The organism is Caulobacter sp. GW821-FHT05F04 (assembly GCF_059419665.1).
In genome coordinates this window covers 38,784-65,154 of record NZ_JBWKSF010000004.1, presented here as the reverse complement: position 1 = coordinate 65,154, position 26,371 = coordinate 38,784, and the positions used below count along the sequence as shown (strand labels likewise).

Here is a 26,371-nt window from a genome sequence, read left to right as displayed (position 1 = left end):
GCAGAGGGCGGAGCTGAGAGGCTCCGCCTTTTTTCATGAGTTGGTCTCGGGTTGCTGCTCAAAGGGCAGCGCTTTCACGATGTTAAGCCCCATCGCCCTGTAGTCGTTCTCGAGTGTCCTAAATATTTCTTCGGCGATCGTAGTGGCACTTGCTTCATCTCGAACGATGTCTCGAACCATATGAATTGCCATGTTAGATAGGCCAATAAATCTAGGATCTATATTGAATAGCTCTCCTGTCGTGCTGACTTGAATAAGCGTTCGATGATCCGCAATAAGCGTCTCGCGATATTGGCCGTAAGTGCGCATTACTTCCATGTTGGATGCCGCCATCGACTGTAGATCGAGTGCCTTGGATATCAGATCGCCGCGCTTGCGCACGACGAAGAGAGCGAGTTCATCGGCGGAGAACTTCGGCACATCGGAAGACATAACAGGTGCTTGGAGCACTCTCCAATAATTGGGTTCATCGGGAGCGCCTCGCTCTTTTAGGATATTGGTGAGGTTGCGGCGCATCCCCCGCAAACACCCCGTCGCAAGCTGAATGTTGTGAATTATCTGCCAGCAGCGTGCCGTGTCGCGCGCCCGCTCGGCTTTCGCCTCGTCTTCTGCTGCGGCCTTGCGGGCTCGCTCATGCTCTTTCTTTGCAGAATAGAGCGTAAAGAAGCCGCCGAGGAGAGCGCCGCCTAGGCCAGAAACTGCATTTACAAGTAGTTCGGCGATATCAGCCATTGCAGATCCCCCAGTCGACCTACAGGTCGGACCCAACCTTACATCTCTTGGAGGCAGCAGCGTGCCGGACTGACCAGGTCAGTCAAGGACCGCTCTCCGAGCGGCCGCGTGCGGCGACGCGGAGCGTCGTCCTTGAGTGACCTGGACAGCCCGGCGATCGTCTCGCCGTGAGATGTAAGGAGGGCTCCCTTCCCGGGCGGGAAGGGGTCTCAACGCCACCACAATAAACTCCGTCATTCCCGCCCTCGTGGCGGGAACCCCTGGTTCAGCTGACACGTGAGACACAGTGGCGGGCCAGCCCGCCACATCTCCGCACCTGCGGCGGATGGAGGGGTTCCCGCTACAAGGGCGGGAATGACGGTTGTTATGTGTTCGTGTATTGTTCCCTCGTCTAGAGGGAGGGCGTCATGGTCTCGCGCGAAGCCTGGATCGCCGTCTACATCATGGCCGACCGGTATCGCGGCACGCTCTACACCGGCGTCACGGGCCACTTCATGACCCGCATCACCGACCATCGCGAGGGACGTGGCTCAGGCTTTACCCGCAAATACGGCCTCAAGAGCCTCGTCTGGTACGAGGCGCACGATCTGATGACCGAGGCCATCCAGCGGGAAACCTCGATCAAGCGCTGGCCCCGCCAGTGGAAGATCAACCTGATCGAGCGAGACAATCCGCGCTGGGATGATCTCTACGCAGCGGTCTTTGAGTGGACGCCGGTTCCAAGGCAGGTCTAGCAAGGCCTTGCCGGCGACCCCCAGGTTCCCCAAAACTCCGTCATTCCCGCCCTTGTGGCGGGAACCCCTCTATCCGCCGCAGGTGCGGGACGGGCGGACTGCTGAGCAGTCCGCTTGCATCTCACGTTTCAGCTGAACCAGGGGTTCCCGCCACAAGGGCGGGAATGACGGTTGTTTGTGGGGATTGAGGGCGCTGTATCCCCGGCGTTGGCGGCGCCGAACCCCACGAAATCAACGACTTGTCGATTTTACGCGCCCCTGAATGATCCGCGTTGAATCCGCCGCGATACTCAATGCGTCCCCGTCGCGGGGGAGGGCGTTTGGATCCGGCCCAAGACGGCGGCGGGGGTAGGTTGAGCGGGGCCGCTGGCGGTTCCTGGAGATTCGAAAGTCGCCCCGTCCGTACTCTTTAGGCGGATCGGTTGGCGAACGGGCAGTCTCCGGGGCCAAAGCCATCAGCGGAGCGACAGGGCGGTGATCGTACAAGCCGCCTATCGTGGACCGTCGGGCTGGAGACGGATGTAGCCGATCCAGTTGGTCCGCGCCCGTCCGGGGGCTAGTGGGGTCCCGAGCTGAAAGACGCTCACGCCCCCCATCCTCACGGGCAAGAACAACCTGGCGGAGCGGACTCGCGAGCCGAAACACAACAAACCTCACGGTCTCCGGGTTCGCCCGGCCGCTCCGTCGCCTCCCCAACACCTTCAGCGGCCCGCCGCGTGAAGTCGATCGGATGTGTCCGCGGCGGCGCCCGCCGCAAGATGTGCTAGGCTTCCTCCATGACAACCCACGCCCCGCCGCCCGAAGCGCCTCCCGAAGCGCCTCTCGACGAGACCCCGATGCAGCGCGCGCTGCGCCTCAAGCAGGCCGCGCTCGACGCCCGGCCGAAGGCGCCGCGCGGCGGGAAGTTTCAGCGACAGCAGTCCGCGCGCATCGCGGCGGGCGACTCCAAACCCTGGATGAAGAAATAATGGCCGGACTCAAGGACAAGCGCGGGTTCATCGACAAGGACCGCCTGGATCTCACCGAACGCCAGGCCGTCGAGTACTGGATGAAGCGCTGGGGCGTCACCCGCGACCAGATCACCGCCGCCCACCGCAAGGTCGGCCGGATGACCAAGGACATCGCCGCCGAGCTCGGGAAAAAGCGCTGAGACCCTGACAGAGCCAGGCTTCCCGGACCCACGTTCTTGGACTAAGCTTCTGGTTCAGGATGATGTGGAGCACCACCATGAAGGCGGTTTTTGCGGTTGCCGGCGTTGCGCTGGCCCTGGTTTCGGCTTCGGCCTTCGCTGACGAAGGTCAGCGCTTCGACTGGGCGGCCCAGCAAGCGCGCTACACGAACGATCGCGCCCCGCCCCAGGTCGCCAAGCAGTGCTTCAACGGCCAGATGATCGCCGGCGCCAACCGCGCGGACGCCAGCACCCTGTATGTCCAGTCGGCCGACGGCGGCGCCATCTACCAGATGCGCCTAGCCGGCGACTGCTCGGGCCTGAACGCGGCCCAGAAGATCTCGCTGCGCGCCGACGGCAGCGACGTGGTCTGCCCGGGCGACCGCGCCGAGCTGACCGCCCGCACGGCCGCCGGCTCGCAGCTGTGCCGCGTCGCCGACGTGCGCCGCGTCACCGCCCGCGAAGGCGCCTCGCTGTCGAAGGCCTCGGTTCGCTAGAGCCTGTCCCGTTTGGATGGCGTCATCGAAACGGGATAAACGGGCCCTAGAATCAAACATTTAGAGCCCCTTGAAACGCTTCGGATGATCGCATCTGAAGCTAAGGGGCTCTCGCACGGCGTTTCGCCGCGCGGCCGCGAAAGAAATGTCATCGTTTGCATGGTCTGCTTCCTGACCTGAGATCAGGCTCAGCGGAGCGACCGGCATGGCGGGCGTGGACGTTGGTGGCGTAGAACTCGAATTTCCCTGTCCGCATTGCGGCGGTCACGCGCACGCGACCATCGCGGTCGTGCGCGTGCTGCCGGTGCTGGATTGCCCAGCGTGCGGCGGGCGTTTCGGCGTCGATCTGGAGACGTTCAGCGCCCAGGTGACGCGAGCCGAGGCGGCGGCCAAGCCCTCGCGGCGCGGGCGGCGCTGACTCTAGCGGGCGTTGGCCGCGCCGCCGGCGTCGTCGCGTGAGACGGCCCGCAGCAGGTGATTGCGGCCTTGGGGCGTGATCTCCCAACCCCCGCCGCCGCGACGCGCCAGACCCAGCCGGGTCAGGGCCTGGGCGGCGCTGATGTTGACGAAGTTGGAGTCCTGGCCCGGCTGGCGTTCGGCCAGGCTCCGCAAGGCGTTGAGCTGGCTGTCGGACAGGGTGTCGCTGACGGGGGGATCCTGGGTCATGTCGTTCCGATGCATCGGTGATCGAAGCCGCCGATCGGCCGGGGAACCCGGGCGCCTGGGGAAGCCGCCAGGTCGACATGAACCTCGTCAGCATACCACGTTTCGACCGGGGAGGCGCGCGCCTTCTGAATCTCGACGGAAAGCCGAGGGGTGGTCCGGAGGACATTTCAAGATTTCCGTCTGTTTTCGCGAGAGTTTCGGCGGCTGAAATATTTTGGACGATCAAGAAAATCGTCGGGTTCCAATCGCGAACGATTAATTCCCCGGAGGGTTCGATTTTGTGTTAATCTTCTGAAATGCGAGAAATTACCAATCGAGCCGTTCTCACTGTCGCCCGACATGAGGGCGCGTGGAGCGTCGAGCTGGCGGGCGAGCATTTTGGCCAATCCGCCGACAAGGAAGTCGCCAAGGCCGCCGCGCATCGCCGCGCGCGGACCCTGCAGGACTCCGGCCAGGCCTGTCAGATCCGCATCACCGGAGAACACGGTTTCGGAGGTCGCCCGTGAGCAAGAGCCCCGCGCCCAAGCCGCCGCCGCAGGCCCCTTCGGTCCTGTTCCGCCGAGAGATTGAGGCGGCCATCGCCGCCGGCGCCTCGGCCAAGAAGATGACCCTGCGGCTGACCTTGAATGACGGCCGTCGCCTGCGCCGCGACGACACCGTGCCGCTGGAGCAGATCAGCTATCGCGGCGGCGAGATGCACTTCCTGGGCGTCCGCGTCCTGGAAGGCGGCGTCGCCGTCAGCGCCCTGGACCAGTCCGCCGGGGCCTGAGGCTTCCCCAAACGGCAACCTTGCCGCGCGTCCGCTTTCCGTTACCGTTGTTTGCAAAAGAACAACGATAACCTGAGGGAGTGAGACCATGACGCCGCCGGACGGCGCGTCGCCCTCGCGCGACGTCTCCAAGGTTCCGTTCAAGCCGCTGGCCATGAAGGGGCCCGACGTCAGCGTCGAGCGGCGGCCGGACGGCTCGATCGTCATCACCTCGAACCACGCGCCGGGCGAGGGTCCGCGCTCGATCGCCCACCTGATCGCGCAAAAGGCCGCCGAGCATCCGGATCGGCCCTACATCAAGCAGCGCGAGCCCGGCCATGGTCCCTGGCGCGAGGTCACCTACGGCCAGGCCCAGCGGGCGGTCGAGGGCGTCGCCCAGTTTCTATTGGCGGGAGGCGGGCTGCTGGATCGCGGCCTGACCCATGCCGACAGCGTCATGATCCTGTCGGGCAATTCGATCGAGCACGCCCTGATGACCCTGGGCGCCTATGCCGCCGGCGTCCCGGCCGCGCCGATCAGCCCGGCCTACAGCCTGATCTCGACCGACCACGCCAAGCTGAAGCACTGCTTCGAGAAGGTCGCCCCCCGCGTCGTCTTCGCCCAGAGCGGGGCGATGTTCGCCAAGGCGCTGGAGACCCTGAAGGCCATCGACCCGACCATCGCGGTGATCACCGCCGACGGGAGCGCGGGAACGATCGCCTTCGCCGACGTGGCCGGCACGACGCCGACGCCAGCGGTCGCGGCCGCCCGCGAGACCCTGGGCCCGGCGACCGTGGCCAAGTACCTGTTCACCTCCGGCTCCACCGGCCTGCCCAAGGCCGTGCCCCAGACCCACGGCATGATGGCGGGCGTGATCGCCGGCCAGGAGGGCCTGCGCACCGATGCGCTCACCGATGAGGTCCCCCAGAGCCTGGAGTGGATGCCCTGGAGCCACATCTCGGCTGGCAATATCGGCTTCAACGCCGTGATCTGGGCCGGTGGCACGCTGCACATCGACGAGGGCAAGCCGCTGCCGGGCCTGTTCGAGACGACGATCAAGAACCTCTACGAGGTCTCGCCGATCGTGTTCGGCTCGGCCCCGATCGCCTTTTCGATGCTGGCCGAGGCGATGGAGAGCGATCCGGCCCTGCGCCGCTCCTTCTTCAAGAACCTGCGCTACATGGGCTATGGCGGCGCGACCCTGTCCAACGACGTCTATGATCGCATCCAGGCCCTGGCCGTGGCCGAGACGGGCCAGCGGATCCCGCTGACCACCATGTACGGCGCGACCGAGACGCAAGGCGTCACCGTCACCCACTGGATCACCGAGCGGGTCGGCCTGGTCGGCTTGCCGCTGCCGGGTATCGCCCTGAAGCTGGCCCCCAACGGCTCCAAGTACGAAGTCCGGGTGAAGGGGCCGACCGTGGCGGCCGGCTACCACAAGGATCCGGAGCGCACGGCGGCGGCCTTCGACGAGGAGGGCTTCTACAAGCTGGGCGACGCGGCGCGCTTCGTGGATCCGAACGACCCGGCCAAGGGCCTGGTGTTCGACGGCAGGGTGACCGAGGACTTCAAGCTGGACAGCGGCACCTGGGTCAGCGTCGGCGTGCTGCGCCCCGACCTGGTGGCGGCCTGCAGCCCCTATATCCACGACGCGGTGATCACCGGCCAGGACAAGCCGTTCATCGGCGCCATGCTGTGGCCTTCGCCGGCGGGCCTTCAGGCGTTGGTCGCCGATCCGGGGCCGGGGACGCCGCTGGAGAAGCTTGTGGCGATCGTGCGGGAACGAATTGCGGCCTTCAACGCGGCGGCGGGCGGCTCGTCGCGGCGGATTGGCCGCTTCACCCTCCTGACCGAACCGCCCTCGATCGACGCTGGCGAGATCACCGACAAGGGCTATGTCAACCAGCGCTGCGCCCTGGACCGCCGGGCCGAGCGGGTGGAGGCGCTGTACGCCAAGCAGCCCGGCGAGGGCGTGTTCGCCGTTTAGCGCGTCACCAGCTCATCCCGCCGCGCACCAGGACGGCGGTCTTGTCCGACATGCCGATGGCCATCAGGTCGGCCGGCTTGGCGGGCGGGGCCTTGGCCAGGGCGGGCCAGCCGTCGTGATACTCCAGCGCCGCGACCTCGACCTTGCCGGCGCCTTGGGTAGTGAAGCTCAGGGTGACGCCGTTCGGGTCGGGGGCGTGATAGGTCAGGGCCGACCACTGGCCGGCCTCGGTCTTCAGCGTGATCGGCCGACCATTGAGGCGCGGCGAGGCCAGCGCGCCGCTGGGCCGCAGGCGCAGGGTGACCATCTCGGCCCCCGGCGCGGGGATCAGCCGGACCAGCAGGCGGTCCTCGGCGCGATCGACGGTCAACTGCGGCGCCTCGACCGGCACGGCGCGGGTCTCGGACATCCAGACGGGCTTGCGCCAGAACGGGGCCAGCGGCTGCTGCTTGGCGGCCGAACCGCCGTCGTCGGGCAGGACGGCCTTGGTCCAGGCGTCGAGGCGCGGGGCCTCGGTCAGCCGCCAGGCCTTGCCGGTCGACAGATCGGCGACGTGCAGGGCCTGGGTCACGGCCGGGCGGCCGGGCTCGCCGCCGAGGCGGGCGGCGTTGGCGATCAGGGCGATGCCGGCCAGGGCGAGCACGCCGGCGGCGCGCCAGGCCCAGCGCGTGGCCGCGAAGTCGTGGGCCAAGGGCGACAGGGCCGGCGCGGCCAACATGGCGAACAGGGCCAGGACCGCCGGTTCCATCATGCCGACGCCAGCGAAGGTCCAGGACCCCCAGGCGGTCAGCTGGGCCGTCGACAGCACGGCCAGCAGGCCGACGGCGCAAGTGAGCGCAAGCGCCACCCGCCGGTCGCGCGTCCCGCCGACGCCGATGATCAGGGCCGCGCCCAGGGCGGCGACCAGCAGCGGCCAGGTCAGCATCACCGTCGCGCCGGGGGCCAGGATCTGGGCGGTCGTGGCCAGCACCAGCAGCACGATCATCCCGCCGATCCAGGCGCCCAGGACGTCGGTCTTGAAGCCCAGGGACAGGGCGGCCAGCACGCAGGCGGCGACGCCCAGACCGAGGCCGATGGGATCGAAGCCGCCGACCAGGCTGCACGCCCCGCCCAGGGCCAGGGCGACGGCGCAGGGGATGATCCGGCGCGCGCCCCGCGCCTGGGCGGTGGCGACGCCCAGGCCGACCGCCACGGCCAGCAGGCCGCAGCCCCACAACAGCATGTCGAAGCGGGTCAGGACGCCGTAGTAGCGCTGCACGTCCGTGATCATCAGCAGCCGGCCGGCCAGATGCAGCACCGTGGCGATGCTGGCAGCGGTGAGCAGCAGGCCGGCCACCCCCCGGGCGATCTCCCAGCCGCTGGCGGCGCCGAGGCTGAGCGTGCGCCAGGCGGTGAAGACGATCAGGCCCGCGGCGAGGACCAGCAGCCCCCAGCCGACGGTCGGCGGATAGCTGATCAGGAACAGCCCCAGCACGTCCGAATAGATCGCGTTCGGAGCCTTGGCTGGCAGGGTCGGGGCGTCGGCCAGGGCGCGAATGGTCGGCAGCGCCTGGTCGCCGATATGCTGCAGGCTGCCGCGCTCCAGGTGGTCGGGCCGGGCCAGCGGCGTGTGATAGGCCAACTGGTCGTCGATGAAGGCCAGGTTCAGCCCCGGCAGACCCTTCTTCACCGCGTGGGTGAAGTCGGTGTCGTTGGGCATCTTCTCGTAGACCGTCGAGGCCAGGGAGTTAGCCGACGGACCCTTGGCCTGACGGGCGAAGACGCTCATCAGGGCGCCGTTGCCGGGGCCGGTCTGGAACATGGCCGCGCGGCCGGCGTCGCCCCGGGCTTCCATGTTCACCACCAGACCCACGCGCTCCAGGGTCGGGTCGCGGTTGAAGAAGGCGTCGGCGCCCAGCAGGCCCGCTTCCTCGGCGTCGGTGAACAGGAAGATGACGTCGCGGGCGTGGGGGCCGTCGGCCTTCAGGGCGCGGGCGATCTCCAGCGCGGCGGCCACGCCCGTGGCGTCGTCGGCGGCTCCGGGTGAATTGTGAACCGAGTCATAGTGGCTCATCACCAGGATGGCCGGCAGGCTGGGATCCTTGCCGGGCAGGACGCCGATCACGTTCTGGACGGCGGCCACGGTCAGCGCGCGGCCGGTGTCGGACTTGGTCCAGAAGCCCTCGCCGGACCGGATCGAGACCTGCAGCCCCAGCTCCGCGATCCGCTCCCGCAGATGGTCGCGGACCTTGGCGATCTCGGCCGAGCCGGTGGGGTGGGGCCTCTGCGCGATGGTCGTGACGTCGGCCATGGCGCGGTCGGCGGAGAAGGCCGTGGCCGGGGCGCTGGCGGGTACGGGCGCGGGGGTTCTCTGGCTCCACGCGCCCAGCGCCAGGCCGATGGCCAGGCAGATCCAGAACCCGAGGAAGCGGATCGTCTTCATGGGCGCGGCTCCGGCGTTGAACGAATCCCCCGCAGGCCATGCTGGGGTGATGCGCGGCGATCGAAAACCCCTTCGCCTACGGAAAAAGAAAAGGGCGATCCGGTCGCCCGGATCGCCCTTCCCCTCTTCCGAAAGCCGGCCTCGGCTCGAGGCCGCCGCCGGTTCCCCCTCCCGGCTAGAACTCTGGCTGGTTAGAACCTGGCCTTCAGGGTCACGCCGTAGGTGCGCGGCGCGCCGAGGAAGGCGTCGTAGGTGCCCGATTGCAGCGGGCCGTCGTAGCCGACCTGATAGTACTTCTTGTTGGTCAGGTTCTGGGCCCAGGCGTCGACCGTCCAGAGGCCGGTCTGGCTGCCGATGCCGATGCGGCCGTTCATCACCGTCATCTTCGGCTGGACCTTCTGCGGGGCCAGGTCCGAACCGGTGTTGTAGCTGGAGCTGTACTTGGCGCTCAGGTTGGCGTGGAACAGCAGCGACGAACCCAGGTCATGCTCGTAGCTGGCCGCCAGCGAGCCCGACCACAGCGGGGCGAACGACAGGCGGGCGTCGGACAGGCGCGGCGAGACCCCGGTCGGCGCGATGAACGGGCCGTACTCGGTCTCGGCGTAGGTGACGCCGCCCTGCAGGCTGAGGCCCCGGATCGGCGTGAACCACAGCAGGTCGGTGTCGACGCCGAACGATTCCACCTTCGGGATCGAGGTGACGATGTAGCTGACGCCGGTGAAGGTGTTCAGCTGGAAGCCGTCATACGACTGGTGGAAGAAGGCCGAGTTCACCGACAGGCGGCGGTTCAGCCAGCTGGTCTTGAAGCCGACCTCGATCGACTCGACCGTTTCCGGCGCGAAGCCGGTGTCGGGGTTCGGCGCGCCCAGGCCGATGCGCGAGCGGTCGAGGTTGAAGCCGCCGGCCTTGTAGCCCTTGGCCCAGGACACATACGACATGATGTCGTCGGTGACCTTGGCCGAGACCTTGAAGGTGCCGGTCCATTCCTTCTCGTTGCGCTTCTGCTTGGAGCTGTAGTTGTTGAAGCCCGGATCGGTCCACGGCAGGCAGAGGTTGCCGATCACGGTCGCGGCGTTGGCGGCGCCGACGATGCCGACGATCGTCCCGGTGCGGCCCAGAGTGGCGGCGCAGCCGTTGTTGCCCGGCAGGTTGGTGTACTGCGTCGCCAGGGTCTTCAGTTCATGCGTATGGCGCAGGCCGATCGTCAGGTCGATCCGATCGGTCAGGTGGTAGGTGTCGTTGGTGAAGAACGACAGGCTCTTGGAGTTCTGCGCGTAGGCGTCGAGCGAGCCGGAATTCGCCGTGTAGGAGGTGCCGGGCGCGCGGCCGGTCAGCGCCGACACGAAGGTCGGGCTGGCGCCGCCCGACAGCAACAGACCCAGATAGGTCTCGTAGGCCGAGCCATAGCGGAACGGCGTCAACTGATCGAGGTCCTCGTCGGCGTAGAAGGCGCCGATCAGCCATTCGCCCTTTTCGGCGCGGCCGGCGAAGCGCAGTTCCTGGCTGAACTGCTTGAAGCGCGTGCGCCACTGGTCGCCGTTGCGGTAGGCGATGTCGGCGGTCGAGAAGTCGATGTCCTGGCCGTTGTTGGTCGTCCACTCACGCGCCGCGGTGATCGAGGTCAGGGTCGCGCCGCCCAGCCACGGCGTGGTCCATTCGCCTTCCAGCGAAACGCCCTTGTCCTCGATCTGCTGATCGGTCGGGCGGTTGGCGTAGGAAATGCGGTCGAAGGGCTTGGCCGGAATGGACACGCCGGAGTCGGCCGACAGGGCGTCGAGGATGGGGCCGGTCGGGCCGGTCACGATCTGCACGCCCACGCAGCAGCGTTCGTCACGCTTGGTGTAGTCGCCGATGAAGCGGAACTTCAGCTCGTCGGTCGGGGTCGCCAGAAGCTGGCCGCGGATGGTGTAGAAGTCCTGGTTGGCGTCGTCGGTGGCCGTGCGCGGACCCGCGCCGGTCTTAATGGTGTAGAAGCCGTCGCGCTCGCGCTTGGCGGCGAACAGGCGGCCGGCCAGCTTGTCGGCGATGATCGGACCGGTCACGGCGACCGAACCGCCCTTGGAGCCGTAGTTGCCGAAGGTCGCCTCGGCCTCGGCGCCGAATTCGAACTCGGGCGCCTTGGTCAGGACGTTGATGACGCCGGCCGAGGTGTTCTTGCCGAACAGGGTGCCTTGCGGACCCTTCAGCACTTCGACCCGCTCCATTTCGCCCAGGTCGTTGAAGGCCACGCCGTTACGGGGGCGATAGACGCCGTCGATGACGACGCTGACCGAGGATTCCAGGCCGGGGTTGTCGCCGACCGTGCCCACGCCGCGGATGCGGACGGTGGTGTTGGTCTCGTTCGACGTCGACGCCACGTTCAGGCCGGGGGTCAGGATCTGCAGATCCTTGATGTCCTTGACGCCCGCGCCTTCCAGCTGCTTGGCGCCGACCGCGGTCACCACGATCGGCACGTCCTGCAGGTTCTGCTCGCGCTTCTGGGCGGTGACGACGATGCTGTCGACGGTGGGGATCTCGTTCTGGGGGGCGGCCTGCTGGGCCTGGACGGCGCCGGCGCCCATGCCGGCGAGGACAACAGCGGACGCAGTGCCGCAAAGCACCTGGGTGAAGCGCATTTCCTACCTCTCGGTTGTCGGCCGAAAGCGCTTGCCCGCCCCCGGCTCGTTTTTTTTGTTGTTCCGTCGAACGATTGTTCGAATGGATAGCCAAGGGTTAGGCGCCACAGGCGCGCTCGGCAAGCAAAATCCCTTGTCAGGACTAGGTTCGGGCGACTTCTGTTGCCGGGAAGCGACAGCATTGGCCGGCCGTCGTAGAAATTCGAAAGAGGCTTGCGCGCGCGGCGGGCGGGTCTCATCTGCCCACTCATGAGCCTCTCGCCCGTCTACCGTCCCGATCCTCGCCTGCAGGCCCTGGGGCGCGATTTCGCCGATCCCGTCGAGGCGGCCGACTTTCCGGAAACGATCCTGCGATTCCGCAACCAGAGGGCGGCGGCCAGCGTCGGGCTGGACGGCCTGACCGACGTCGACTGGGTCCGCCACTTCGGCCGCTTCGCGCCGTTGCCGGACAACCAGCCGGTCCCGCTGGCCATGCGCTATCACGGCCACCAGTTACGCGTTTACAATCCCGACCTCGGCGACGGCCGCGGCTTCCTGTTCGCCCAGCTTCGCGAACGGGGAACGGATCGCCTGCTGGACCTCGCCACCAAGGGTTCGGGCCAGACGCCGTGGTCGCGGGCCGGCGACGGCCGTCTGACCCTGAAGGGCGGGGTGCGCGAGATCCTGGCCGCGGCGATGCTGGAGGCTCTGGGCGTTCCGACCTCGCGCGCCTTCTCGCTGGTCGAGACCGGCGAGGCCCTGACGCGCGGCGACGAGCCCAGTCCGACCCGCTCGGCGGTGCTGACCCGGCTGTCGCACAGCCATATCCGCTTCGGGACCTTCCAGCGCCTGGCCTATTTCGACCAGCGTGACCTGATCGTCCAGTTGGTGGATCACGTGGTCGAGAGCTATTTCCCGCATCTGGCCGACGCGCCCGACCGGGCGGCGGCGCTGATGGGGGAGACGGTGAGCGCCAGCGCCAGGCTGCTGTCGCGCTGGATGACGGCGGGCTTCGTGCACGGGGTGCTGAACACCGACAACATGGTCGTGACGGGCGAGAGCTTCGACTACGGCCCCTGGCGGTTCCTGCCGCGCAACGACCCGAACTTCACGGCCGCCTATTTCGACCACCAGGGGCTCTACAGCTTCGGCCGCCAGCCCGAGGCGGTGTTCTGGAATCTGCAGCAGCTGGCCGCCTGCCTGACTCTGGTCGCCGACCAGGCCGGGCTGCTGGCGGCGCTGAACGGCTTCTCCGACGCCTATCGTCTGGCCCTGCGCGGCGCGATGCTGGACCGCCTGGCCGTGAAGAGCCGCGACCCGGACGATGATGTCGAACTGGTCAACAGCGCGTTCCGGGCCTTGGCCGAAGGGGGCGACGCCTTGCGCTGGGAGCCGTTCTTCTTCGACTGGTTTGGCGGGGCGGCGTCCGAGGCGCGGGCGCTGGACAGTCCGCGCGCCGATCTCTACCGCACGGAGACGTTCGAGACGTTCCGCCGCCGGCTGGCCGACTTCGAGCCCGATCGGCCCGAGCGCCTGGCCGATCCCGTATTCCAGCGTCCGGAGCCGGAGGAGCTGATCATCGAGGAGGTCGAGGCCCTGTGGGCGCCGATCGCGGAGAGCGACGACTGGGGACCGCTCACCGAAAAGCTTGGCCGGATCGAGGCCGCCCGCGTGGCCTACGCCCTTGGACCGAACGGCGCCAAAAACACCGCACCCTGAGTTTTTTCATTCGGGCGCGGAACAACCGTCAAGTTTCCGTCTTACAGTTCCGGCACAGTGCCTATGACGAACGCCCGCGTGGAGATTCCCAGATGCGCATCTTCCAACCGATCATGCTGGTCTGCGCCGTGGCCATGTCCTTCGTGGGGGCCCTCGGCATCCCGGGCTGCGCCCGCGCCATCGGCGAGTGCCTGCGCGACCGCCCCGAGCTGGCTTAAGCGCTGAGCGCTTCGGACTGGACGGCGGCTTCGCCCGTCAGCTGACGGCGCGCCGTGACGGGGAACGTTGCCAGGAAGCGCTCCAGGAACAGCCAGGTCGCCTTGTCATGATCCAGGTGGTGGGTCAGCAGGCCGATCGGCTCGTTCCATTGACCCGTCTTGCGCCGCTGGCTCATCAGCCGTCGCATCCGTGACAGGAAGCGCCAGGTTCCGCGGAACCGGCCGCCGCCCTTCCAGCGCAGCACGTCCAGGTGGGCGTCGAGGCGCGTGACGCCGTCGCGCACGCCGCTGGTCTGGTCGAAGCCAGACACCACCGTGATCGACGAGTCGGGCAAGGCCTCCAGAAGCCGAGGCCTGATATTGTTCCATGGCGGCACGAACAGCGTCGGCGTCACCCCCGCGCGATGGAAGAGCGCGACGGTGGCGCGCAACTGGGCCCGCAGCCAGTCGACGTCGTCGCTGTCGATGATCTCGCCGAAGCCCTGGCCTTCCGGCTGGCGGTTGACGTGCTTGAAGCCGTGGACGGCGAGCTCGACGTGCGGCTCGGTCTCGAGGCGGCGCACCAGCAGCGACAGGCTGGGCCCGGCGATGGCCGCCAGGGTCAGCGGGGCGGCGTGACGGCGCGACAGGGCCAGCAGCCGCTCCAGCCCGTCGGTCGCCACGCGGGCGTCGTCATCGCGCCACCACAGGACCGGCGCATGGCCGGCCTTGGTCCAGAGCGCGAGCTCGGGCCCCAGGACCAGACGGAAGGCGAGCGGCGGTCGGGACATACTGGCGCTGAGCGTTACTGGCCGCTGGCCTCGGCGCGGCGCAGCGGCAGCGGGGCGGGGGCGATCACCGGACGCCCGGCCTCGGTCGCCTGGGCGCGGGCGCGCAGGATCTCGCGCGCCCGCAGGTTCGACAGGATCGGGTACAGGCCGGCCATCAGCGAGATCAGGAAGCCCAGGTCGCCTTCCTTGTAGCCCTTGCGCGAGACGTAGCACTTGAAGAACCGGCGCACGCCGCGGAAGGCGTCGTCGCCGAGGCCCGTGATCTTGCCGCTGTCGGCCAGGTCCTGGGCTTTCAGGGCGGTGTAGCGGCCCAGGCGCGCGAACATGTCGGCGATGTCCTCGTCGACCATGTGCTGCAGGGGGTGGGTCAGACGGCCGCCGTAGGCTCCCTCGAGCTTGGCGCCCGGATGGACGCGCTCGGCCTTCCACGACTTGACGCCGCGACGGAACAGGCGGGCCGCCGAGGCGGTGCCGAAGGACCCGCCCCAGCCGTGGCGGACCAGTTGTTGACCGACATAGTTGTCGATCGGGATCTGGTACCAGTCGGCGGCGTCGTCACGCTCGATGGTCTGGCGGATCTCCTTGGCGAAGGCCGGGGTGACGCCTTCATCGGCGTCCAGTTCAAGGACCCAGTCGCCGGTGCAGCGGGCGATGCCGGCGTGCTTGCGCGGGCCTTCGATCGGGAAGATGCCCGAAACGACCTTGGCGCCGTAGTGGCGGGCGATGGCTTCGGAGCCATCGCTGCAACGGTCGGCGACCACGACGATCTCGTCGCAGAACGACAGGGCCGCCAGGCACGCCGGAAGGCGTTGTTCTTCGTTGTGCACGCAGAGCAGGGCCGAAAGCTTGGCCATCACATGTCCTCGACCGAACGACCACGCCCCGCGGTCGCTTTGATAGTAAGACGCCGCCGTGCGCGACCTCCCCCCGGGGATGACAAATATGTAAGCTTTGCAACAAACTACCGGCGCGGCCTGGGGCGCCGGGATGACTAGAAGTTGGCCGACAGGGCCAGGCTCCACGTCCTCGGACGTTGCGGCGTCACCTGGCGGACCTGGCCGAAGCTGAACGGGTTGCCGTAGGCGAAGGTGTCGCTGGAGCTGTTCCAGGGATTGCTGACGAACACGGCCGCGCGCCAGCGGTCGGTCATCACTTGGGCCGACAGCTTGCCGGTGTAGTAGCCGCCCATGGTCGGCGAGAAGCGCGGGTCGAAGGTCAGGCGAGACTCGCCGATATAGCCGGTCTCGGCCGTCAGCATCAGTGTGGCGCCGGCGATGGGGCGCTGATAGGTCGCCAGGCTGCCGAACGAGACGTCCGGCACGCCGGGCAGGCTGGCGGTGTTGGTGATGCCATAGCCGGGCGCGATACGGGTCAGCTTCGGCTCGTTGAACAGAGCGTTGGCCTTCAGGGTCAGGCGCGGCGTCGCCTTCCAGCCCGCCTCGATCTCCAGGCCACGGTTGCGACCGTCGCCGATATTGGCGGTGTAGGACAGGCCTGACGCGAAATACTGGTCGGTCTGGATATCGCGCCAGTCATCATAGAACAGCGCCGCCCGCAGATTCACCCGGCCGTCGAACGGACTCAGCGTCGCGCCGACCTCGTAGTTGCGCAGATGGTCGGGATGGAACACTCGCCTTGCCTCGGACGGCGTTGTCAGGCCCCCTGAGTTGAAGCCGCCGGCGCGATAGCCCTCCGAGCTCAGGGCGTAGATCATGCCGCCGCGCGCCAGGTCGCGCTGGATCGAGATCTTCGGCGAGAAGCCGTTGAACGAGGCCTTGCGGTCGAGGTCGCGCGACTGGCCTGGCGACGGCGCCAGGACGTAGGAGCGGGTGTGGACCGTGGTCTTGAACGCCCGCCCGCCCAGCGCGACCTTCCAGTCGCCGCCCAGGTCGTAGGTCGCCTCGCCATAGAGGGCGTACTCGTTCAGCCGGTCCTTGCGGTTTTCGTCGTAGAAGCTGCGGGTTACATTGCCCGCGCGGGCGCGCAGATTGGCGTCGCCGTCCTCGATACTGGTGGCCAGGAAGCCGCCGATCATCCAGCGCAGCCGGCCCAGGGCGGGCGCGGTGTAGATCATGTCCTCCACCGCCATGCGCACGCGCGCGGCTTCGTCATAGAAGCCGAGCTCAAGCGCCTCCTTCGAGAACTGCTTGAGCGAGACGGTGGCGTCGTAGCGGCTGGCGTAGCGGTGGGTGACGTAGCCGGTCACCGACTCGAACTGGCCCCAGTCGCCCGAGCCGCTGATCTTGACGGAGGTCTGGGACAGGCGGTTGCGGTGAATCTCGCGCATCTGATTGGCGCGGCGCGGGCCGCCGGGGGCCAGGGTGACGTACTGGGTGTCCTTGGACGAGACGCTCTGCAGGGCCGAGCTCAGCTTGATCTGCCATTCGCCCAGGTTCCCGCGCCAAGCCACGCGGCCGCCGCGGCGCGTGGTCTTGTCGACGTTGGACAGGCGCAGGTTGACGTCGTCGAGATAGCCGCCGTCGACGTCGTAGTAGATCGCCGCGCGCAAGGCCGAGACCTGGCCGATCGGCGCGTTGATCACGCCCTCGGCGCGATAGCTGTTCGAGCCGGATTCGGTGGTGGCGATGGTCGAGCCGACCGAGGCTGAATAGCGTCCCAGCTCCGGCTGGCGGGTGACGATACGATAGATGCCCGACAGCGAGCCGCCGCCGTAGAGCGCCCCCTGCGGACCGCGCATCACCTCGACCCGATCGACATCGATCAGCCGCAGGTCCGGGTCGGGGGCGTTGTAGTTGACGGGGATGTCGTCGAGATAGGTGCCGACCGTCGACTGGGTGCGGCCCGTGAAAGTGCCGTCCGACAGGCCGCGCAGCAGGATCTTGTTGCGCGCCGCGCCCAGGTTGGTGGTCATGAAGCCAGCCGTCTGGCGGGCCACCGAGCCGGTTTCGCCGACCCCGGTGTCCTGCAGCTGCGGCGAGCCGATGACGCTGACGCCGCCGGCCAGGGCTCCGAGGCGCGGCGAGCGCTTGCCGGCGTTGATGACCAGCGGGGTCAGGGGCGCGATCGGCTCTGGCGCGACGACGGCCGGCCGGCCGGCGACCACGGGGCGCGGCGCCGGCGGGCGAGCGACCCAGAAGCGAACCGTGCGGGCGTCGACGAAGCTGTAAGCGCAGCCCTTGCCCAGGCTGACGCGATCCAGGGCCTCGCGCAGGCTGAAGGTTCCGATCAGCGGGACGCCTGGACCCTTGCAGGCTTCGACGCCTCCGATGGTCGTACCCATGCGGACGCCCAGCTCGATCAGGGTTTCGGCGGCGGTGGCCTTGCGGATGTCTAGGCGGACGCGCGATTCCGCCGCGGCGGCTGCATGCGCGCTGGCGCCCAGACCCAGAAGACTGGCGGCGAGCAGGAGCGAAGCCCGATTCAGGGTCGGACCCGGTCAAGAACGTCAGTTGGGAGCGGACGGCCTTCCGCGCAGGACAATCGAATCATCGCTCGGCGTCGCCGAAATCGGCATGAGGCTGGTCAGGCGACGGACCATCGCATCCTGACCATCCACGATCAATACGCCGGAGAACCGAAGGTTGGCGGTGTTTTCACCTTCAAGGCGAAGCGGCCGGTCGAAATAGTGGTTCATGTCGCCGACGATCCGCGTCAGCGGCTCGTTGCGATAGATCAGCCGGCCCGAGCGCCAGCCCACCTGGTCCTCGGCCGCGACGCCGCGCACGCTGACGTCGGCAGCGCCCTCGACATGTTCCAGCATCTGGCCCGGGCGCAGCCGCACGGGGGTGTCGTCACCATCGGTCGAGACTTCCACCAGGCCGCGCAGCACGGTGACCGTGAGCAGGCCGTCGCGGCGGCGGACGTCGAACTTGGTGCCGACCACGCGCACGGTCTCGTCGCCGGCGGTGATCAGAAACGGGCGAGCGGCGTCGTGCGCCACGTCGAACAGGGCCTGGCCGTCATGGACGGTGACGCGGCGGGCGTCCTTCTCGAGGCGCACGGACAGATGCGAGTCGGTGTTCAGGTCGATGTGGCTGCCGTCGGCCAGCGCGATGGCGCGGTTCTCGCCCTTGGCCGTGGTGTAGAGCGTGTCGGAAGCGGGCAGGAGCTCGCTCCATGGCGCGACGACCAGGGCGACGGCCGCCGCGGCGCCTGCGGCGCCCAGACCACCCAGCCAACGCCAGTCGATCGAGAACACACGCTTCGCCGCGGCGCGCTTCGGCTCGGCCAATTCCCCCCGGACGGCCGCGCCTCGCTGGAAGATCTCCTCGTCGACGGCCTGGATGGCGTCATACGCCTCCCGCGCACCGGGCTCGTCGAGCCAGGCGTCAAACGCCAGCCAGTCGGTCTCTTCGACCTCCGGCCGCTGCAATCGGGTCAGCCAATCAGCCGCCTCTTGCAGGTGTTGCGCTGACCGGCTCATCCGGTGGTGCTCCGACGAGGATCCATCATCCCCTTAAAAACTGACGGCGCCGACGAGACCCGTCCCCCATGCGGACTTGCATAAATCACCGGAGCCGCCTCGTCAGGGTCTTTAGGGCGGCGCTAATGTGCTTTTCCACCGTACTGACGCTGATGCCCATGCGCCGGGCGGTTTCCATGTGACTGTGACCCTCCAGCTTATGCAACTGGAAAGCTTGACGGGTCTTTTCAGGCAGATCCTCGACAGCCTCGACCAAGGCCTTCAGCCGCTGGCGGCCGGCGACCACCTCGTCGGCGGCGGGCTCGTCGGCGACCTCGTGGCCGGCGACGACGGTGGTGTTGACGTGGCGCCAGTCGCTGTCGCGCGTCCCCGACCGCTTCTGGCTGCGCAGGCGGTCCAGCATCAGGTTCGAGCCGATCCGGTGCAGCAGGGCCGACGGATTGTCGACCGGGCCGATCGACTCCATGCCGCTGATGCGGATGTAGAGGTCCTGGACCAGGTCCTCGGCCTCGGCGCGGGAGCCCAGGCGCGCGGAGAAGAAACGCACCAGATTGGCGCGCTTTTCCTCGTACAGGCCCAGCAGCGTGGCCTTGTCCGAGCTCGTCACGCCCAAAAGATCACCCACGTCCGCCAAAAACCGCCCCGTCACGGCGCAGCACTATCCATCTTTTTGGCGGAAAGACGATCGTTTGTTGCGACCGATCCTCAAGTCAGACTCGGAGCGGGCGCGAGGCTGTCGATGGTCCAAAAACCCGCGAAAGTTCAAATAACGGCGGCTTTTCATGCTTAAGCCTCGCCGCCTGAATGGCGCCGTCCTCGACGAACGGTGGCGATGCCTGGACTTATGTGGCGAAATGTCGCGGCGCGGGCGTCGCGAGGCGGCGCCGTCTTAGCGCGCATCGAAATCTCCGCGTGAAGTGGGGACCGCCCTCCTCCGCTGAACGGGGGGAGAAGGGCGGCGATGTCAGGCCCTGCTTGGGGGAGGGGCGGGCCTCGTCCTTGCGAGACCCCGTCACCTTGCGCCTTCGGCTCGAAGAAAACTTGAATGGAACGATCAGTTTTTGCGTCGCTTCAAGGCGATCGTCCGCCTGCGGCCGACGTCGGCAATGTAATCCATTGTAAAATCAGAGACGCGGTCCCTGGCCGGCGTCGAGCTCTTGCCATTTAAGTTGAAAAACGCGACTGGGGAGCGCGGAACATGGAACGGTCCAGCATGATGGCGCCGACGGTCGAGACCGTTGGCCACCGGTCCCGACCGCGTCGCCTTCGCCCCGGCCGGTTCTTGGTGGCCGTGGGCCTGGCGGTGCTGAGCTGGGCGATGATCATCCTGGCCTGGTGCGCGCTGAGCGCCTGGCTCGCGTGACCTTCGGCGCGCACGGCGCTATCATCTTTTAGTTGGACCACCTGGGGCGAACGACCATGCGCGCACGCGGCTTTTTGCTGGCCGGAGCCTGTCTGACGCTGCTTGCCGCCTGCGCCTCGCCTCGCGCCGTGGGGCAGGGGGACGTCACCGGGTTGAAGGGTCTGGCCCCCTATTCCAGCTCGGCCGACGGCGCCGACGCGGCCTTCGCCAAGGCGGTCCAGGCGCGGGCGATCGACGCGCTGGGCGGAAGCGATGGCGGCAAGCCGGCCTATCTCGTGCAGGTCGGCGTGGCCGTGGCGCCTTTGAGCGTCGGGGTTTCCAGCGCCGCCGGGACCCTGGACGACAAGGCCTGGCGCAGTCCGGCCGAGCGCCGTCCCTGGTGGCGACCCTGGCAGGGCAAGGGACCGGCCCGCACCGTCACCCTGGCGGTGGTCGAGGCCGGTACGGGCAAGACGGTCGCCTGGTCCTCCATCCGGGCGCGCAAAGGCGAGCCGGCGGCCGTGGCCGACCTGCTGGTCGCGGCCCTGCGGCCTTCCACCAAGGGCTAGACGCCAGGAGCTAGTTAGCCAGCCCGACGGTGTGGCGCGGCAGGCGGACGGTGAACTCCGCCCCGACGCCAGGCGCGCTGCGGCACGAAACCTCGCCGCCGTGGCGGGCGACGGCGGCCTGCACGAAGGCCAGGCCCAGGCCCGCGCCATTGACCGCGAAGTCGTGACCCGGCCGCTCGAACCGCTGAAAGGGCCTAAAAGCGGTGGCCGCCTCCTCGCGCGAGAAGCCCGGCCCCTGGTCGGCGATGGAGACATTGGCGGTCGGGCCGCTGGCCGAAGGTTGCTCCGAGAGGCTGACGGTGATGGTCGAGCCCTCCGGGCTGTACTTCACGGCATTTCCCAGCAGGTTGACCAGGGTGCGGGCCAGGACGCCCCGGTCGCCCAGCACGGTCAGCGGCGCGTCGTCGCCGACCTGCTCGATACGGATCTTGCGCTGCACCGACTGCGGCCAGACCTCGTCGATGGCCTCGACGGCGATGTCGGCCAGGTCGACTGGCTCCAGATGGACCGGCGTCACCTCCGCCCGCGCCAGTTGTACGAAGCCATCGGCCAGGGCCAGGGTTCGCTTGGCGTAGGCGGCGATGCGGTCGGACAGCTCGGGCGGGACGTCCGGCGTCGTGGCCAGCAGGGCCAGGATCGAGGTCTGCGGCGAGCGCATGTCGTGGGTCAGCAGTTGCAGGGCCTGCTCGCGTTGGCGCATGGCGGCCGTGAGGATCGAGATATCGGCCAGGCGGACGATCCAGCCGGCCGGCGCGCCGGCCTCGTCCCTGCGGAACACGGTCTGCAGCTGGAAGGCGCGGCCGTCGGGCAGATGCAGGTCGATCGGCTCGTGCCGCTCGTTGGCCAAAGAGGGGGGAGTGGGGGGCCAGTCCAGCTCGAAGCGATGGCCCAGCGGTTCCAGAGCGTTGATCAGATCGGCCAGGGACGAGCCCGTCAGCTGAATCTGACTGGGCTTGAACAGGGCCTGGGCGGCGGCGTTGGCGGCGATCACCCGGCCGTGGGCGTCGGCGACCAGGGTGGCGTCGGGCAGGCTGAACAGGGCGTCGGCCGAGAAGCGGCGCAGGTCGTCCATGCGGGTGATGGCCTCGCCCAGGTTCGAGGCCTGGCGCGCCACGACGTCGCTTTCGAAGTCGGCCGGAGCGGTTCCGCGTCCGCGTACGATGCCACGCACCCGCGCGAGTTCGCGGCTCAACAGGTCGTTGACCCGGCCCAGCTGTCCCCAGCCCCAGACCAGGGCGATAATCTGCAGGCCCAGCACGGTGGCGATCGGCGACAGCCAGACCTGGCCCAGCCAGAACATCGCCGCCGAATAGGCCACACCAACCAGGCAGAGGCCGATCGTCAGCATCAGGTTGGCGCGCGGCGGCAGGATCAGGAACCCGACCATCAGCAGCCACAGCAGGGTGAGTGTGAAGGCCGCGCGGCTCCACGGGCCGGCGGGCTTGACCATCAGGCCGCTGCGCAGGCCGTCCAGGATGCTGGCCTGCAACTGCACGCCGGTCATGCTGGCGGCGTCGGGCGTCACCGGCGTCGGGAAGGCGGGACCCAGGCCCGGGGCGGTCAGGCCCACGAACACGGTGCGGCCGGCGATCAGCGACGGCGGCGCCTCGCCGTCCAGCACGCTGGAAAAGCTGACGTGGCGATAGATCGACGGCGGGCCGGCGAACGGGATCAGCAGGGTCTGGTCGAAGCCGCGGGTGACGTCGCGCGCCCCGACCGGACGGGTGGCGCGGTGGACAACGGTGACGAGATCGGGACTGAGGCTGACGCCGCTGATTTCGAACGGGGCCATGCGGCGCACGACGCCGTCGTCGTCGAAGCGGACATGGGCCAGGCCGACGCCAGCCGCGCCTTGGGCGATGGCGGGCACCGAGCCCACGACTCGCGGCGGGGCGCCCGCGCCCGCGTCCGCCAGAAACTGCGGCAGGTAGACCCGACCTGAACGCTTGATGGCCTCGCCCAGCGCCTGGTCCTGAGCCGGGTCGCCGGCCTCGCTGAACAGGACATCGTAGACGATGGTCCGCGCGCCGGCCTCGGTCAGGCGGTCGACCATCCTGGCGTGGGTCTCGCGCGACCACGGCCAGGCGCCCAGCTGGGCCAGGCTGCGGTCGTCGATGTCGATGATCAGGATCGAGGGATCGGCCGGCCGGCCGTTGGCGCGGGCCAGGATGTCGTAGAGCACGTTGTCCAGCCGCTTGGGCGGCAGGACGGCGAAGACCACCATGAGCAGGCTGGAGACGATGGCCAGCAGCAGCCAGGACAGCAGCCGCCCGCTCGGGCGCGGCGCGCGGGGCCCGGCGTTCGTCACTTCCCGATCTGCAGCTGCTGCAGCGTCCCTACCTTCTCGGTCACCGCGCCATCCTTGAAGCGCACGGCGGCCACGCGCCAGGAATAGCTCCCGGGCGGCAGGTCGGTCAGGGTCAGCTGGGGTTCGGTCAGGCCGGGCTGGTCGACGATGGCGACCTTGGCCTCGGCGTCGGAAAACAGCTGGAAGCGATAGTTGCGCACCCCGTCGCCAGCCGCGCTCCAGCGGAACAGGAATTTGCGATGCTTGCCCTCGCGGCTGTCGGACGGCGCGCCGGCGTCCAGCGTGTTGAGGTCGCGGTCGAAGCTGTAGTCGGACGGGAAGCCTTCCAGGCCGCCCGGGTCGATCGCGGTCAGGCGGACGAAATAGGTGCCGTTCTCCAGCTGGCTGAAGTCGGCGGTCGGGCGCTCGCGGGTCGTGGTCTGGGTCCTGGCCTCGGCGAAGACGTCCATGAAGCCGGCGTCGCGGGCCAGCAGCAGGCGATAGGCGGCCGCGCCCTGGACGGGCTCGACGGTGAAGCGGACGATCGCCTCGTTCTGGGTCTGGCCGCCGGGACCCATCTTCGGTCCGGGCAGCAGTTCGACGGGCGCGCCGACGCCGCTGGCCGAGGCGCTGACGCCGAAGCCCGCCGCCACCGGCGGTCCGCCGGTCGCCACCTGGCCGGCGTCGACCCCGACCGCGCCTTTCAGCACTTCCGTCTGGGCTCCGTCACCGCTGGCGCCGACCCGGAATTCGGTGCCGCGCACGGCCGAGACCGAGACAGGGGTGCGCACCTCGAACCGGGCGCCCGGCGTATGGGTCGGCGTCGCCGAGATCGTGCTCTTGCCCTGGTCCAGCTGGAACACCCGCTGGGGCGCATTGTTGATCATCACCTGACGCAGCTTGGAGATCCGCACGCGGGTGTTCGACGGCAGGGTGACGCGCGAGGCGTCTTCCAGCTCGAAGGTGGCGAAAGCGCCGGGGCCGGTGCTGATCACCTGGCCCTCGGACAGCGGCATGCCGACCCGCGCCGGCGTGCGCTGGCCGTTGGTCTCGACGGTGACGGGGCCGGTGAACGCCGACAGGCTGGCGGCGATCGGCGTCGACTTCAAAAGGTTCGGGTCGATGTTCAGCTGCGAGCCCGGTCGCAGGCGTGTGGGCTGGGCCACGCGATTGGCCTTTTGCACCGCCCGGTAGTCGCCAGGCCGGTTCATGTAGCGGCTGGCGAGACCGATCAGCGTGTCGCCCGGCTTGACCACATAGGCCACCGGCGGCTCCGGCGCGGCGGTCTGGGCGTTGGCCGCGCTCGCGAGCGTCAGCCCCGCCAGAAAAAGGAGGCCCGCTCCGGCAGCCCTGATCATGTCTACTCTCCCCCGCCCGCCGTCTCGGGATCGCAGGCCTCGAGACGATAACCGAAACCGTAGACCGTGCTGAGTCGGAAACCGTTGGTGGGCCGCAGGTGCAGCTTGGCGCGCAGGCGCGAGACGTGCGCGTCCAGGGTGCGGGTCTCCAGATCCGGCCGCTGGCCCCAGATGCGCCGAAGCAGGTACTCGCGCGACAGGGGGCGGGACAGGTTGTTGAAGAGCAGGGACGCCAGCTGGAATTCCTTGGGCGTCAGGGCCTCGACATGGCCGGCCCAACTGGCCGTCTGGGCGCCCGGGTCCAGGCGATAGGGACCATGTTGCTCGACCTGGGGCGAGACCGGCGGCCGGTGGATGCGGCGGGCCACGGCGTTGACGCGGGCCAGCAGCACCTGGGGCTGCAGCGGCTTGACGATGTAGTCGTCGGCGCCGGCGTTCAGGCCTTCCACGAGGTCCGCCTCGACCGAGCGGCTGGTCAGCAGCAGCACCGGCGGGGCGGTGGTCGGATCCTCGCGCAGCAGGCGCAGGGTCTCGACACCGGACAGCTCCGGCATGTTCCAGTCGAGAATGATCAGGTCGAACGTCTGCTTGCGCAGCTCAGCCAAAAGGCGCGAGGGCGTCGTGAAGCTGGTGCAGACAAAGCCTGCAGGATCCAGAACCGAAGCGACAAGCGCATTATGGCTTTGGTCGTCGTCGAGCAGGGCGACTTTCATGCGCTCACTTATACTGGGAAGTGGCGCGTCCCGCGGGGGAGCGGAACGCGCCGCGGGACGCCCGATGTCGGTGGGGTGACGAGCAGGCGACCAGCTATTCATTGTTATCGCGCCCCGCCCCCGGTTGCTCGCCTTCAGGCGGCATTTTTACAATGCTTTACACTCGGGTCGAGCGAGCATTCATGCGGCGACCCGGATGATCGAACCCAACTTGGGGGCGAGATCGCCCGTGGGGCGAACCTCGACGCCGGAAAGTCCCAGCCAGGACGCCATCAGCGCCAGTTCCCCGGCGAGCCGGTCGGCGGTCGCGTCATCGGCGTCAGGCTCGGCGTGGGCGGCCAGGACCAGCAGCTTGCCGGCCTTGCGATCGGCCTTCAGGTCGACACGCGCGGTGATCGCCTCGTCCTGCAGGAACGGCAGGACGTAGTAGCCGTGGGTGCGCTTGTGGGCGGGGGTGTAGATCTCCAGCCGCACGCGGACGCCGAACATCCGCTCGGTGCGCTCGCGGAACCAGATCAGGTTGTCGAACGGCGAGAGCAGGGCGGCGGTCTTCACCGCGCGTGGCCGCCGCGCCCGCGGCCACAGATAGGCGGGCTGCTCCCAGCCCTTCACGGCGACCGGGGTCAGGGTCCCGTCGCCGACCAGCGCGGCCACGCCGTCGCGAGCGTCGGTCACGCCCAGCCGGAAGTAGTCGCGCAGGTCCCGCTCGGTGGCCACGCCCATGGCGCGGGCCGAAATCTTCAGCAGTTCGCGGCAAGCCTCGGCGCGGTCGGGCGTGGGGGTCTCGACGATCGCGCTGGGCAGCACCTTCTCGGGCAGGCCATAGACGCGCTCGAAGCTGTTGCGACGGGTGGCGGTGGTCAGGCGGCCGGTCCAGAACAGGCATTCCATGGCCCGCTTGCCCTCGCTCCAGCCCCACCAGCCGCCTTCGCCCTTGGCGCCCAGCTCCAGTTCGGAGGCCGCCAGCGGGCCGCGCTCGGCGACGGCGGCCAGGGCCTTGTCGATGAAGTCCGCGTGGCTGCGCAGGAAGCCCGAGACATTTTTCCAGACCCCGACGCCGTCAAGGGCGTCCTGCATCCGCCAGCGTAGCAGGGGATGGGTCGAGAGCGGCGTCAGCGAGGCCTCGTGCGCCCAGTATTCGGCGAGGTCCGGCTTTTTGCCCCAGGCCATCGCCTCCAGCAGCGACCGGTCGTAGGCCCCCAGGCGCGAGAACAGCGGCAGATAGTGCGAGCGCGAGACGACATTGACCGAGTCGATCTGCACGACGCCCAGGCTCTCGATCGTCGAGAGCAGGCGGCGCCTGTCTGGATTGGCGGGACGGGGCCGCGCGAAGCCCTGCGCCGCCAGCGCGATGCGTCGCGCGTCCTTCGCGGAGAGGGTCTCGACCATGGCTCTAGTTGAACTTGCGTCGGGACCGGGCGCAAGGCAGTGAGACCGCTAACATCTAGGGAGCAGCCATC

The 26,371-nt window shown here is 68.4% G+C and carries 25 protein-coding genes and 1 pseudogene; 12 read left to right on the top strand and 14 right to left on the bottom strand.

Translation table 11 applies throughout. The annotated features are described in order from the left end of the window. Positions 1-33: 33 nt before the first annotated feature. Positions 34-732, bottom strand: a complete 699-nt coding sequence (locus AC07R7_RS11865) for a hypothetical protein (RefSeq protein WP_494635274.1) — start codon at positions 730-732, stop codon at positions 34-36. A gap of 407 nt (positions 733-1,139) precedes the next feature. Between AC07R7_RS11865 and AC07R7_RS11860 the strand changes: the two genes are divergently transcribed. The 6 genes and pseudogenes from AC07R7_RS11860 to AC07R7_RS11835 all read left to right on the top strand — a co-directional run bounded on the left by AC07R7_RS11860 (position 1,140) and on the right by AC07R7_RS11835 (position 3,549). After that, complete coding sequence (locus AC07R7_RS11860) at positions 1,140-1,466, top strand: GIY-YIG nuclease family protein (protein ID WP_494635273.1); 327 nt, start codon at positions 1,140-1,142, stop codon at positions 1,464-1,466. A 7-nt stretch (positions 1,467-1,473) separates the two neighbouring features. Then, a pseudogene (locus AC07R7_RS11855) lies at positions 1,474-1,636 on the top strand (hypothetical protein); the annotation flags it as partial. Between the two features lie 606 nt (positions 1,637-2,242). Continuing rightward, complete coding sequence (locus AC07R7_RS11850) at positions 2,243-2,434, top strand: hypothetical protein (RefSeq protein WP_492886957.1); 192 nt, start codon at positions 2,243-2,245, stop codon at positions 2,432-2,434. Next, the gene (locus tag AC07R7_RS11845) at positions 2,434-2,616 is read left to right on the top strand and encodes a DUF3606 domain-containing protein (protein ID WP_010918311.1); all 183 of its coding nucleotides are present in this window, start codon (positions 2,434-2,436) and stop codon (positions 2,614-2,616) included. The genes AC07R7_RS11850 and AC07R7_RS11845 overlap by 1 nt, the downstream gene beginning before the upstream one ends. A 77-nt stretch (positions 2,617-2,693) precedes the next feature. Then, positions 2,694-3,131: a DUF6491 family protein gene (locus AC07R7_RS11840; RefSeq protein WP_494635272.1), complete on the top strand. Its 438-nt coding sequence runs from the start codon at positions 2,694-2,696 to the stop codon at positions 3,129-3,131. A gap of 205 nt (positions 3,132-3,336) precedes the next feature. Continuing rightward, positions 3,337-3,549 (top strand): hypothetical protein, encoded by a 213-nt coding sequence (locus AC07R7_RS11835; protein ID WP_494635271.1) that lies wholly within the window; start codon positions 3,337-3,339, stop codon positions 3,547-3,549. Positions 3,550-3,551: 2 nt separating this feature from the next. On the opposite strand, the gene AC07R7_RS11830 is transcribed toward AC07R7_RS11835, so the two are convergent. Together AC07R7_RS11830 and AC07R7_RS11825 are read right to left on the bottom strand one after the other, a co-directional pair. Beyond that, positions 3,552-3,797 carry a hypothetical protein gene (locus AC07R7_RS11830; protein ID WP_492886954.1) on the bottom strand — a complete coding sequence of 82 codons (246 nt, stop codon included), beginning with the start codon at positions 3,795-3,797 and terminating at the stop codon, positions 3,552-3,554. A 167-nt stretch (positions 3,798-3,964) separates the two neighbouring features. Next, complete coding sequence (locus tag AC07R7_RS11825) at positions 3,965-4,282, bottom strand: hypothetical protein (RefSeq protein WP_494635270.1); 318 nt, start codon at positions 4,280-4,282, stop codon at positions 3,965-3,967. 17 nt (positions 4,283-4,299) lie between these two features. Here AC07R7_RS11825 and AC07R7_RS11820 point away from each other — a divergent pair, with 17 nt between their 5' ends. Beyond that, positions 4,300-4,566 (top strand): hypothetical protein, encoded by a 267-nt coding sequence (locus AC07R7_RS11820; protein ID WP_492836798.1) that lies wholly within the window; start codon positions 4,300-4,302, stop codon positions 4,564-4,566. Between the two features lie 88 nt (positions 4,567-4,654). Then, the gene (locus AC07R7_RS11815; RefSeq protein WP_494635269.1) at positions 4,655-6,535 is read left to right on the top strand and encodes an AMP-binding protein; all 1,881 of its coding nucleotides are present in this window, start codon (positions 4,655-4,657) and stop codon (positions 6,533-6,535) included. A 4-nt stretch (positions 6,536-6,539) separates the two neighbouring features. Here AC07R7_RS11815 and AC07R7_RS11810 read toward each other — a convergent pair whose 3' ends face one another. Both AC07R7_RS11810 and AC07R7_RS11805 read right to left on the bottom strand, forming a co-directional pair. Beyond that, positions 6,540-8,957, bottom strand: coding sequence for a M28 family metallopeptidase (locus tag AC07R7_RS11810; protein ID WP_494635268.1), 2,418 nt, complete (start codon positions 8,955-8,957; stop codon positions 6,540-6,542). 191 nt (positions 8,958-9,148) lie between these two features. Beyond that, positions 9,149-11,572: a TonB-dependent receptor gene (locus AC07R7_RS11805; protein ID WP_494635267.1), complete on the bottom strand. Its 2,424-nt coding sequence runs from the start codon at positions 11,570-11,572 to the stop codon at positions 9,149-9,151. Between the two features lie 249 nt (positions 11,573-11,821). Here AC07R7_RS11805 and AC07R7_RS11800 point away from each other — a divergent pair, with 249 nt between their 5' ends. Next, complete coding sequence (locus tag AC07R7_RS11800; RefSeq protein WP_494635266.1) at positions 11,822-13,270, top strand: protein adenylyltransferase SelO; 1,449 nt, start codon at positions 11,822-11,824, stop codon at positions 13,268-13,270. 92 nt (positions 13,271-13,362) lie between these two features. Next, entirely contained in the window at positions 13,363-13,488 is a 126-nt protein-coding gene (locus AC07R7_RS11795; protein WP_099581400.1) for a hypothetical protein, read from the top strand. Here AC07R7_RS11795 and AC07R7_RS11790 read toward each other — a convergent pair. The 5 genes from AC07R7_RS11790 to AC07R7_RS11770 all read right to left on the bottom strand — a co-directional run bounded on the left by AC07R7_RS11790 (position 13,485) and on the right by AC07R7_RS11770 (position 19,249). Continuing rightward, on the bottom strand, positions 13,485-14,258 hold the full coding sequence (locus AC07R7_RS11790; RefSeq protein ID WP_494635265.1) for a polysaccharide deacetylase family protein: 774 nt from the start codon (positions 14,256-14,258) through the stop codon (positions 13,485-13,487). The genes AC07R7_RS11795 and AC07R7_RS11790 overlap by 4 nt on opposite strands. 14 nt (positions 14,259-14,272) lie before the next feature. Next, positions 14,273-15,112, bottom strand: coding sequence for a glycosyltransferase family 2 protein (locus AC07R7_RS11785; RefSeq protein WP_494635264.1), 840 nt, complete (start codon positions 15,110-15,112; stop codon positions 14,273-14,275). A 137-nt stretch (positions 15,113-15,249) separates the two neighbouring features. Continuing rightward, entirely contained in the window at positions 15,250-17,499 is a 2,250-nt protein-coding gene (locus AC07R7_RS11780; protein WP_494635263.1) for a TonB-dependent receptor, read from the bottom strand. A 165-nt stretch (positions 17,500-17,664) separates the two neighbouring features. Then, a complete protein-coding gene (locus tag AC07R7_RS11775) occupies positions 17,665-18,642 on the bottom strand; it encodes a FecR family protein (RefSeq protein ID WP_494635262.1) in 978 nt (325 codons plus the stop codon). 85 nt (positions 18,643-18,727) lie between these two features. Continuing rightward, entirely contained in the window at positions 18,728-19,249 is a 522-nt protein-coding gene (locus AC07R7_RS11770) for an RNA polymerase sigma factor (protein ID WP_492886944.1), read from the bottom strand. Between the two features lie 591 nt (positions 19,250-19,840). Between AC07R7_RS11770 and AC07R7_RS11765 the strand changes: the two genes are divergently transcribed. Both AC07R7_RS11765 and AC07R7_RS11760 read left to right on the top strand, forming a co-directional pair. Next, complete coding sequence (locus AC07R7_RS11765; protein WP_492886943.1) at positions 19,841-20,005, top strand: hypothetical protein; 165 nt, start codon at positions 19,841-19,843, stop codon at positions 20,003-20,005. Between the two features lie 56 nt (positions 20,006-20,061). Further along, complete coding sequence (locus tag AC07R7_RS11760; protein ID WP_494635261.1) at positions 20,062-20,553, top strand: hypothetical protein; 492 nt, start codon at positions 20,062-20,064, stop codon at positions 20,551-20,553. A 10-nt stretch (positions 20,554-20,563) separates the two neighbouring features. Here the strand turns inward: AC07R7_RS11760 and AC07R7_RS11755 are convergent, their stop codons facing one another. The 4 genes from AC07R7_RS11755 to AC07R7_RS11740 all read right to left on the bottom strand — a co-directional run bounded on the left by AC07R7_RS11755 (position 20,564) and on the right by AC07R7_RS11740 (position 26,300). Beyond that, complete coding sequence (locus AC07R7_RS11755; RefSeq protein ID WP_494635260.1) at positions 20,564-22,861, bottom strand: CHASE2 domain-containing protein; 2,298 nt, start codon at positions 22,859-22,861, stop codon at positions 20,564-20,566. After that, positions 22,858-24,234 (bottom strand): FecR domain-containing protein, encoded by a 1,377-nt coding sequence (locus AC07R7_RS11750; protein WP_492887223.1) that lies wholly within the window; start codon positions 24,232-24,234, stop codon positions 22,858-22,860. Before AC07R7_RS11750 ends, AC07R7_RS11755 begins: the two co-directional genes overlap by 4 nt. Continuing rightward, positions 24,201-25,013 (bottom strand): response regulator transcription factor, encoded by an 813-nt coding sequence (locus AC07R7_RS11745; protein WP_492836811.1) that lies wholly within the window; start codon positions 25,011-25,013, stop codon positions 24,201-24,203. The genes AC07R7_RS11750 and AC07R7_RS11745 overlap by 34 nt, the downstream gene beginning before the upstream one ends. A gap of 78 nt (positions 25,014-25,091) precedes the next feature. Beyond that, complete coding sequence (locus AC07R7_RS11740; RefSeq protein WP_494635259.1) at positions 25,092-26,300, bottom strand: winged helix-turn-helix domain-containing protein; 1,209 nt, start codon at positions 26,298-26,300, stop codon at positions 25,092-25,094. Between the last annotated feature and the right edge of the window lie 71 nt (positions 26,301-26,371).